Raw genomic sequence first — 10,348 nt, 5'->3', positions numbered from 1 at the left:
CCACCTACCCACTTTCCCTACACGACGCTCTTCCGATCTTTTTGTAATAATCCTCGTCTTATTTACTTTATCCGTTAATGGCATAATCTCTATTCCTCGTTCAAATGAAGCTGATACATCGAAATATAAAAAATTTGATACTCTTACTAATAATACAAAAATTGACTTTGTTGAGTTAAAAAATTTTTGTCAGATTAAGTTAGACGAAATTAATGTACAAATTGATAGAATATCTAAAATTATAACTACAGTTGTAATTGGAATAATCTTCTCCTTCTTTAATTCAGTGGCAAGTTTATTTATCACTACAGTTTTTAATTATTTTCAAAATTCAATCAATGAGAATACTCTAATTGACACCTTAAAAGAAGCTTTACGCACATTTGGTTCTGTAATTATACTAATAATATTATTCTATATAATTACAGTATATTTAACTATAAAAATAATAAAATTTAAATATAAAAGTGATGTATACATTTCTCTGCGTGATATCGCGACTAGTAAGCTAGTACTTTCTTCTTAATTCCCTATAGGATTCAGGAAAGTTCTCAGCATCATCTAAGAATCAAATAGTCAACTTTGAGAGATACTGTTTAACCTTGGTGATGCCATCTTCATCAATCTGCCTAATAAATTCAGAGCCAATTACCGCTCCATCAGCGCCATTTGAAAGCACTTCTTCTATACCCTTATTGTCTTTGATACCAAATCCTACAAAAGCAGGCAAATCGGAAAACTTTCTTAGCCTTTTGATCGTCTCGATATACGCATGCTGACTTGATAAGTCTCCCCCTGTTTTACCTGCAGCGGAGACCACATATGCAAAATGAGTAGATTCATTGATGGCTTGTTCCATTTCTAAATCAGACATGGATTCGGAAAATATTCTTACAATTCCTGAGTAATCATTACGAGATTGAACGCCATCAACACAAAGAACTGCATCGTAAATCCAATAGGGTAACTCTTTAACTTTAAAATTTTCTAAACCTTCTGCATAAGTCATAAGAACAATGCGTGAGGAAAAAATCTTCCTGACTTTAGATAGCTCTTCTTTAACAATATCAGTATTCAACATTGGTAATGTTTGCTCATGTGTCTTCTTGATTGTCTCACCATCCATAAAAGGATTACTTACTGGCAATCCAATCTCAAGACATCCGATACCGTGTCCTTCAATTTCTTGAAGGACACGGTAAAACATTTCCCAATTCGGATATCCCAGTGGCAAATACAGCGCCAGTTTTCTTGCTAGCTTATTATGCTCATTACTGCTGGAATACTTTTGCATCAGAGATCCTTAGAATGGAAGGGCATGGAGAATAAAGCCAAGAAGCGGGCCATATACACAATAGTCGGTTTCAGAAAGAATGCGCATAATTGGCTCATAAGAACCAACAAATGGCAGAAGCAGAGCCTGGCCAAAAATAAGGATAAAACCATTGACAAGAGAGCCAATTACCGCGCCCCTAGCGCCGCCATGAGCATTACCAAAAATTGCAGTTGCTGCACCAGTAAAGAACGTTGGAATAAGTGCTGGGAAAACAATAATTGGATAGCCAACTGCAGCGAGAATTACCATACCTACTAGTCCAGACAACAAACTGCAAAGGAAACCAACGATTACGCAGGTTGGATAGCCTGGGAACAGCAGTGGAACATCCAGACCAGGTTTTGCTCCAGGGATAATCTTATCTGCAATACCGTGGAATGCCGGAATAATCTCTGCAAGCATCATTCGAACGCCAGTAATAATAACGGTAATCCACATGCCAAAGCTAATACCCTGAAGGATTGAATAGACCAAGACATCCTGTCCTCCAGAAATATTTTCCATAACCCATGTAGGATCTGCGACGATACTTACACAAAGGAACAACAAAGTCATTACCAACGTTAAGGCAATGGTCATCTCACGGAGGAAAGCAAACTGCTTTGGAATTTTGATCTCTTCAAGATCGTGCTCCTTATTACCAAAAGCTTTCGCGAGATATGTAGAAATCAGAAGACCAGTAGAGCTTGAGTGAGCAAGGGTAATCTCTTCTCCACCCTTAACTCCCTTAATGCAGTGATTGACATACGCGCAAGAGAAGGTCATATAGCAGCCAAGAAGCACTGATCCAACTGCCACAATTCCCCAAAAATCAAGAGGCGTGTTGTACTTAAGTAGGGCGGCAATCAGACCTGCGAAGAAGAATGCAACATGAGCTGAAAGATGAACAAACTTAAATTTTGTAAATCTTGCCAAAAGCAAGTTAATCAAAAATCCGAAGGCAAAAATAAGAGAGAGTTCTGTGCCCAGGTCGGTCATATATTCAGCACTGGCAGTACCAATATCAGTGGCAGGAACAGAACCGTTTCCGAAAGCTTTTCCAATCATTGTTGCCAAGGGCAAAAGCGCCATTCCAAGCGTTTGTCCTCCAACATTGACCATTGTGAAGCCAATCATCGCCTTAATTGCAGATGGAAGAAGCTGGCTCCATTGTCTTTTCATTGCAATCATTCCGATTACAACGACCAATCCAATGATAAATACCGATTGGCTTAGATAATGATTGACGATATAAAGAAAAATCTCCATGACACTATCCTTCCATCTGATTAATGTGCTGCATTAGCTGCTCTTTCAGATACGCTTTATCCATCATGTTATCGATGCGAATTATTGGAACAGAGTTATCCCTCAGTGCATCAGCAAAGTCTGATGTGGTAATAATCAAATCATATGCAGAGGGATCTACAGAGCCGATGTCGGACGCATCAACAGTTCCGTCAATTCCTTCGGCATCTAAAATTTGCTGAGTAAAGAGCCGCATCATCATGCTACTTCCAACACCAGCGCCACATACTGTTACAACCTTGATCATAATTGCCTACCTCCTACTTGTAATTGCAATTACTTCAGCAGCTTTGTCTGCTTTTAATATCTTTTGGACATTTTCTTCATCACTTAAAAGCTCTGCCAAATCTGCAAGCGCGTTCAAGTGGGTTTGGTGATCAATCGCGCAAAGAGCAACCACTAACTGTACTGGGTCATTCTTGGGATGGCCAAAATTCACTGGCTGATCGAGGGTAATGAGTGAAAAACCGATTCCTAAAGCGCCTTCTTCTGGCCTCGCATGAGGCATGGCGATACCTGGAGCAATGACAATATAAGTTCCGTTAATTCGGACATTTTCTATCATTGCCTCAATGTACTCTTCCTTTGCAACACCTTTCTTTACTAGTAATCTTCCGGCCTCTCTAACTGCATCATCACTATCTTTGGCACAATAATGTGTCTCAACTAAGTCTTCTGTAAGGACCTCTTCTAGCATTGGGAAATACCTCTCTTCTTTATCTTGTTTAGGTAAAAAGCCTAAATACTCTGCAATTTTTCGCTTTAAGACTTCTTCATCAGATTTACTGAGGGAAACCGATTGCGAAACAATAGACGTAATTTCATCTGGGGAAATAGTTCTTTCGCTCACTCTGAGAACATTTTCTATTTTTCTTTGATCTTTTAAATCAAACTGAGGAGAAACTTCAACAACCTTGGCATTCTTAGACGTAAACGGAAACGTGCTAACAACAAAATCAACGCTGTTACTTTCCAGCCATTTCTGTGCTTCATTCGATCCAAAAGTTCCAAGTACTGAAACCTCGTACTTTGACTCTAGCCTTGAAGACACTATTTCAGATGTAGCCACACCGGCGTGGCACACTACGATAACCTTAGGTCTTAATTCGACGGGTCTTTTTGTTCTCTCCTGGGAAGCCATGAAGAACATAGTAAGAAATGTAATTTCGTCATCAGAAAAGGAGACTGAAAGTCCCTTTTCCAAAATAGAAATTGATTCAGTTGTTGCTCTATATAAGTCTTCAAACTCATTTATCACATACTCCAAAAGCGGATTGTATACCGCCTCTCCACTTACAGCACGCCAGTATGCAGGTCTTAAGTGATTGAGTATGCTTTCAAAAAGTTTTTCGTCATTAGCAAAATTCGATGACGCAACCAGCTGATCCATTCTTTCAATGAATTCAGAAACTAAAATTCTCAACCTGATCCAGTTTTCGGAGATGTAATCACTCATCCCAACAACAGTTGATTCTCTAAATTTTGCTGAAAGGAAATACAGCTCATCCTCTGTAATGTCATCACCATAGAGTTCTTTTAAATTATCTACACATTTATTTACTGCACCGTATTCAGGACTGCCCAGCAAATCCGGTTCATCAATGTTGCAGGGAAGACCGAGAAGCTTATTCCCCTTAAATCTTGCAATGGATACAAGCATGTAAGCAATTAACTTTTGCTGAGCATTTTCCGAATACTCAACCTGGAGACAATTTGATATTTCATCTATTGAAGTTTTTATTTGATTGATTCGTTCACTGTCCTGCACACTTATAAATGCATTTAGATATGGCCAATCTTTTGTTAAGTTATCAGCAAAAAGGCCTCTTATCTTGAGTTCGTTGCCTGTGACTGATACACCTTTAAAAGGAGTAGCCTCTATGTAGAAATAACTTCCAGTGAAACTCTTTTTAATTTCATCCAAATCTCTCTGGATTGTATTTTTAGAAACCCCAATAGCATGCTGAAGTTCTGAAATTGATATTTCTCTTGCTCGTAAGATGACAAGATTGAGAATAACTCGTCTTCTCATTTCTGGATCAAGATAAAAAATATCGTCTTTTTTCACCAGCTCTGAAAACTCAATTTCAACTGGAGCTTCATAGGTCAAAATACCTCTTGCATTTTGAATTGAAGTAAGGCCTTGAGAAATCAAAAGTTGGTTTAAGGTTGATAGGTCTTTATAAACAGTTCGAGAGGTTACATTGTGCTGCGTCGCAAACTTCTCAACAGAAATCTGGTCAGCTTCCCGGCACAATATATTAAATAAATTTTCCACTCGACTTTTCATTTTATTTCCACCTCATAATTAGGTTATATGCTGTTTCAAGACCGAACAAATATCATTTGATTCATTCACTTTGAAGCAAATGGGAAGCTTCTTATATATCAAAGTATTAATTATTTTTCTGCTCAGTTTAATCTTTCAATCATAAAAACAAGACCTCGATGATTGCTCATCGAGGTCTTGTTCCTCTGGACCAATATTTATTAGCAAACCTACCCCAGTAAAGTATCCCTGCTGTAAGCCTCACGCCATGCAACAGAAAACTCATCAACGGCAATCTTTGTACCCGGATGATCCATCATGGTGTAGACAATATCAGGTGGAAGGGTGACCGCGTCGATGCCACCAGAGATGAGCGCATGAACCTGCTCGGTATTCTTAAACGATGCAGCAAGAATCTTAGAGTTCAGCCCATGGGTCTCGAGCATCTGCATAAGATCAAAAACCTGACCGATGCCATCACCGTAGTTGCACATACGGTTAACATAAGGAGCCAAGTAATCTGCGCCATTCATCGCTGCCAGAAAAGCCTCGTCGGCCGAATAAATTGCCGTTGCCAGAACACCGAGGCCCTCGGACTTGAGCTGCTTGATTGCCTTGTATCCATTACGGGTAACAGGAATCTTCACATAGGTATTCTCGGGACGAAGGCCACATATATAGCGAGCCTCTTCCAGCATCTTCTGATAGTCAGTTGAAACAACCTGCACAAAGAACTTTTGCTCAGGCAACAGGTACTCCACGAACTCCTTAATTACCTGCTCAGGTTGCTTACCACTTCTAGTGATGATTGCAGGATTGGTGGTAACTCCATCAATAGTCAAAAGCTCATCAAGCTGCTTAACTGCCTCAAGATCAGCTGTATCCAAAATAAACTCCATGCTTGGCTCCCCTTCATCACTAGGGCATCTATGTGCTAAGAACTATTCTAGCCGTTGTACTTCTCGCCATTAACTGTCATTCATCTTATCCATGAGCAGCAGTGTATGTGAAGTGTTAAGCGCTACTCAGAGTCCATTGCATCAACCAGTGGAATTCTGATTGTAAATACAGAACCCTGAGGGTTGTTTTCAGAGACTGTGATGGAAGCTCCATGTCGCTTTAAGATGGTTTTAACCAGCGAGAGGCCAATGCCTGCGCCGCCAAACTCTCTGGATCGTGACTTATTCACCCTGTAGAACGGCTCAAAAATAAGCTCTCTTTGCTCAGGAGCTATGCCCACTCCTGTATCGGCAATTATGATCACGCCTTCTTGACCCCTGGTTTCTAGAGTAATGTTAACTGAACCTTCTTCATTGTTATAACGAATGGCATTCTCCACCAAATTATAAAGAGCTCGATATAGCAGATTGGTATTTCCTTTAACGATAAAGGTCTGTGCCTCAGATTGAGCCTTGGGCTGTACGTCAACCTGCATGTTGATCTTATTATTTTGAGCAACCGATTCAAGATCATCCACGACCGTTTTAACTACTGAATCAAGAGAAACGTCCTCAGTCTCTCCTAGCTCAGATGTCTCCGCAAATTCCAAAAGATCAGTGATGATGGAAGATAGGCGGTCAATGTATGTCTCCATCGTAGTTACAAGCTCGTCATATTCATGCTGTTCGCGTTTCTTTTTCTTAAAAACATCCAGCTTGGTCCTCAGTACTGCAATTGGCGTTCTGAGCTCGTGAGCTGCGCTAGCCGAGAAACGCCTCTGCATTGCAAATGCTTCATCTAGTTGCTCAGTCATCTGATTAAATGACTTAACCAGCTCTTGAATCTCTTCTCCACCGCCCTCAATTTCAATGGAATCAGACAAGGTATTTGGGCTAATTTCTTTCATGTGAGCAGAGAGTTGTTGAACTGGCTTGGTATAGTGACCAATTAAAAAATACGCTACACAGCTTCCCGCAACAATCACAACAAGCAAGATACCCAGCGCGTCAAACAAAATAGAGCGTTCGATAGCATCTACATCCAAAACGATAGAAAGAGCTCCCTGATTGATGGCGTTGGCCGCAGCTAGCTCCAGCAGCTCAGAAGTCGAACGATACACAAGCCAAGTCAAAACAACGCAACAGCACACCAATAAGCCCACCATAAGAAGGGTGAGTTGGGCACGTATCGAGCGCATTGGCTTTGGGATTATTTCACTTATCTTAGTCATCGCTGTCCCTCTTAAAGCAATAACCCTCTCCTACTTTGTTGGAAATTGGGTCATATCCAAGAGCTTCTCGTAACTTTTTTCGTACCGAAAAAATGTGAACACGTACAGAATTGCTGAATAAGTCCACGTTGCTATCCCACGCATGAGTCATTAGCTCTTCACTGCTCACAACCGCTCCAGCATGTCGCATCAGATACTCTAAAATTGCAAGTTCTTTCTTGGTGAAATTAACCTGAGCGTCTCCAACAAAAACTTGTCGAGCCGTAGTGTCAAACCGAAGTTCTCCCAACGTCAAAGACGCTTCTCCATGCGTATATTCGCGGCGCAAGAGCGTCCTAATACGGGCCTCGAGCTCGCCAAACGCAAAGGGTTTTATAAGGTAGTCATCAGCGCCCGTATCTAATCCAACAATGCGATCAGACACCGATGAACGCGCAGAAAGAATCAGCACCTTGGTCTCTGAGTGCTCCGCTCGTAGTGTACGCAGCAAATCAAGCCCATCGATGCCAGGAAGATTAAGATCAAGCAAGATAAGGTCATATTGCTCAAGCTGAGCCATTTCAAGAGCCTGAGTGCCGTTGTCAACAAGATCAACGTAATAACCGTCCAGCTCAAGCCCCTCTCCAATAGAGGCAAGCAGCTCTTTTTCATCTTCCACTACAAGGATTTTCAATTCTTCCCTTTCAAATGCAGCTTGATGCTATTAGCAAGTATTAGAGTACGCCTGGACCAAGCTCAACTGACTCAGCCCAAGCGTACTTCATACAACATTTCAAATGCTAACCGATTAAACCCTACGGCGAGAAGTACTTCTCGCTGTGTACCGTGAGCGGTATGTAAGCTTCCATAACCTACTTTGCTTGAGCGAGGGCCTGGTCAACGCGCTTTTGAAGTTCGCTACCCTGGAGCTTGCTGGAGCCACCGGTAATTGGATCGCCCACAAGTCTACCGTTCTGGTCAATAACCATAGTAGTTGGGAACGCTGTGAGGCCTTCGATAACGTGACCGCCATCGCTGTGAGGATCAAGAGCGACGTTTCCGTAGGTAACGCCCTGCTTCTGGAGAATATTCACGGCCTCCTTCTTAGCGTCGTCCGTGTATGCGGCTTCGGCGTTAACACCCAAGACATTGACACCTTTGTCCTTATAGGTATCAGCAAGTTCTTGAAGCATTGGCATCTCCTGAATGCAGCCAGTACAGCCATTGAACCAGAAGGTCAGAACAGTGACCTTATTCTGTCCAAATACGGTGTTGTCATAGGTAGCGCCAGTAGTGATATCTGTTGCCTTAAAATCTGGGAAGGTATCTCCATCTTTGAGATGCAGTTTTGATGCTGCCTCAGGTGGAACTGCAGCAGAATTCTGCTGCTCGGCAGTTGGGGCGGTTGTTGTGCCTGTGTTGCCAGTACCACCAACGCTGCATCCAACAAGCGCAACTGCCATAAGCAGGCCAGCGACATACGTCAGGGATTTTGTTACAAATTTTTTCATTTCATAGTCCTTTCTGTCTTTTCTACGTACGAAACGTAGCTATACACGTTTTATGACACTTACTTTGATGAGCTTGCCGACTGTAAATCAGCCAGGTGCTTTGCTGTGGCAACCTTTTCCGACTGCTCAATTTTCTTGTTGATTAACAGGAGTTTTGCATCAATCGCATGAACAGGACATACCTTTATGCACTCTCCGCAGCGAATGCACTCAAGAGCTGCATTATTCTTCGTAATATCTACGTCCATCTTGCATGTACGCGCACACTTTCCGCAGCTTACACAGGTCTTCTCGTCAACTCGATACTGCAAAATTGAGATGCGATTGAATAGAGAATAAAAAGCTCCGAGCGGGCAAATCCATTTGCAAAAAGGACGATAAAACATGATACTCAACAGTACGACAGTTGCCAGAATGCTGAACTTCATCGTAAAAAGTGTGCCCAGAGCTGCCCTAATGCTGACATCTGCTAAAGAAAGCGGAATTGCTCCCTCAAGAATTCCCTGTGGACAAACATACTTACAGAAATAAGGCTCTCCCATTCCTACAGCATTTTGAATCAAAGCTGGTAGAGCCCAGACAAGTACAATTAATATGACGTACTTCAAATAGCGCAAGGCTTTGAGCTTTTTAGTGCTAAATTTTTTTGGGAATGGAATCTTGTGGAGAAGATCTTGTACCCAGCCAAATGGACAAAGAAATCCGCAAACAAACCTGCCTAGCAAAGTTCCAATGAGAATCAAACTACCCGTAATGTAATACGAGAAGCTGAATTTAGAAGATCCAACTACTGCCTGAAATGCTCCAATAGGGCAAGCGCCTGTAGCTGCTGGGCAAGAATAGCAATTAAGTCCAGGGACACAGACTGACTTTGCAGGACCAGTATAGATAGTTCCCTTAGCAAAATTTGTTAGGTGAGGGTTGGTTAGAAAGGTTGCGCATGCCTGCACGAAACCTCTTTTAGTGATAAATTCTCGCACTTTCTTTCCAAGAAATTTTATCCCTGAGAACAATTTCACTGCAGGTCACCTAACCAATACCTACACACTCAAGGCAGATTCGTACCGCTTTTCCCAATACGGTCTGAACCTCTCCGCGAGAAGCGCCATAGACTACAAATGCACATCCTAATAGCAAAAATAGAATAGGCAGGACACGTAGGCGGCAGCTCCAACCACAAGCTTGCTTTGATTTCATAGATACTCCCTTCTCCTGGCTCTAGTAGAACAGAAGGGGTGTTAAATCCCTGTTAAGCTGATTTAAATTTTCCAGGAAGGGTTACAAATAGCTGCTCAAATAGCTGCTTAAATAGCTGTTCAAATATCTTTTGAATTTCTACGAATATCATGGCAATGCCAATGACAATGGCCATGGCAATGGCAATGGCAATGGCAATGGCAATGGCAATGGCAATGGCCCTTAAATACATCTTGAATGTGGCTCAAGTGCGATCCAAAAGATGCCATGAAACTTTTTATATACATATCCGAACTTATAAAATATGCAATCACATAAAACAGCAGGTGTACGACTTGCGATAAAATCGGGGCTTCTCGTCATCGACTCAGGAGGCAAATTTCGGACCTCCAAAACACACCTATGACAGATAATCTGTCAAAAAGACGTATACATGACGCTGAAAATACCTCAAACGTGCAGATTATCTTCATTTGATGTGTAATATGGCCGCAATTGTGCAGAATATCTGTCATAGGTGTGTTCCTTAGAAGCGGAATTTAGCGGTAGTTAGATTTTTTATATATGTCTATTCATGTTTAAGCATATTAGATGAAGTT

Annotated in this window: 12 protein-coding genes; 1 reads left to right on the top strand and 11 read right to left on the bottom strand. The window is 41.6% G+C overall.

Going from position 1 to position 10,348, the window contains the following annotated elements; genetic code table 11:
- A partial coding sequence (locus RWJ43_RS04170) for a hypothetical protein (protein ID WP_314008133.1) occupies positions 1 to 526 on the top strand: 526 nt, incomplete at its 5' end.
- Between the two features lie 42 nt (positions 527 to 568).
- On the opposite strand, the gene RWJ43_RS04165 is transcribed toward RWJ43_RS04170, so the two are convergent.
- The 11 genes from RWJ43_RS04165 to RWJ43_RS04115 form a co-directional block, all read right to left on the bottom strand.
- Positions 569 to 1,294, bottom strand: a complete 726-nt coding sequence (locus RWJ43_RS04165) for a tryptophan synthase subunit alpha (protein WP_314008130.1) — start codon at positions 1,292 to 1,294, stop codon at positions 569 to 571.
- Between the two features lie 9 nt (positions 1,295 to 1,303).
- The gene (locus RWJ43_RS04160; protein WP_314008127.1) at positions 1,304 to 2,584 is read right to left on the bottom strand and encodes a PTS ascorbate transporter subunit IIC; all 1,281 of its coding nucleotides are present in this window, start codon (positions 2,582 to 2,584) and stop codon (positions 1,304 to 1,306) included.
- Positions 2,585 to 2,588: 4 nt separating this feature from the next.
- Positions 2,589 to 2,870 (bottom strand): PTS sugar transporter subunit IIB, encoded by a 282-nt coding sequence (locus tag RWJ43_RS04155; protein ID WP_314008124.1) that lies wholly within the window; start codon positions 2,868 to 2,870, stop codon positions 2,589 to 2,591.
- A gap of 6 nt (positions 2,871 to 2,876) precedes the next feature.
- On the bottom strand, positions 2,877 to 4,913 hold the full coding sequence (locus RWJ43_RS04150) for a BglG family transcription antiterminator (RefSeq protein WP_314008121.1): 2,037 nt from the start codon (positions 4,911 to 4,913) through the stop codon (positions 2,877 to 2,879).
- Between the two features lie 209 nt (positions 4,914 to 5,122).
- On the bottom strand, positions 5,123 to 5,791 hold the full coding sequence (locus RWJ43_RS04145; protein ID WP_314008119.1) for a transaldolase family protein: 669 nt from the start codon (positions 5,789 to 5,791) through the stop codon (positions 5,123 to 5,125).
- A gap of 122 nt (positions 5,792 to 5,913) precedes the next feature.
- Positions 5,914 to 6,996 carry a HAMP domain-containing sensor histidine kinase gene (locus RWJ43_RS04140; RefSeq protein ID WP_314008117.1) on the bottom strand — a complete coding sequence of 361 codons (1,083 nt, stop codon included), beginning with the start codon at positions 6,994 to 6,996 and terminating at the stop codon, positions 5,914 to 5,916.
- 58 nt (positions 6,997 to 7,054) lie between these two features.
- Entirely contained in the window at positions 7,055 to 7,735 is a 681-nt protein-coding gene (locus tag RWJ43_RS04135) for a response regulator transcription factor (RefSeq protein WP_314008114.1), read from the bottom strand.
- Between the two features lie 178 nt (positions 7,736 to 7,913).
- On the bottom strand, positions 7,914 to 8,552 hold the full coding sequence (locus tag RWJ43_RS04130; RefSeq protein ID WP_314008111.1) for a TlpA disulfide reductase family protein: 639 nt from the start codon (positions 8,550 to 8,552) through the stop codon (positions 7,914 to 7,916).
- Positions 8,553 to 8,611: 59 nt separating this feature from the next.
- Positions 8,612 to 9,502 carry a 4Fe-4S binding protein gene (locus RWJ43_RS04125; RefSeq protein WP_314008108.1) on the bottom strand — a complete coding sequence of 297 codons (891 nt, stop codon included), beginning with the start codon at positions 9,500 to 9,502 and terminating at the stop codon, positions 8,612 to 8,614.
- Between the two features lie 79 nt (positions 9,503 to 9,581).
- A complete protein-coding gene (locus tag RWJ43_RS04120; protein ID WP_314008104.1) occupies positions 9,582 to 9,749 on the bottom strand; it encodes a CD1871A family CXXC motif-containing protein in 168 nt (55 codons plus the stop codon).
- A gap of 52 nt (positions 9,750 to 9,801) precedes the next feature.
- Entirely contained in the window at positions 9,802 to 9,981 is a 180-nt protein-coding gene (locus RWJ43_RS04115; protein WP_314008101.1) for a hypothetical protein, read from the bottom strand.
- Positions 9,982 to 10,348: the final 367 nt, after the last annotated feature.

The organism is Lancefieldella parvula (assembly GCF_963530955.1).
GTDB classification, from domain to species: Bacteria; Actinomycetota; Coriobacteriia; order Coriobacteriales; family Atopobiaceae; genus Lancefieldella; species Lancefieldella parvula_A.
Note: the sequence above shows the minus strand (reverse complement) of the source record. Positions and strands in the feature narration are given on the sequence as shown.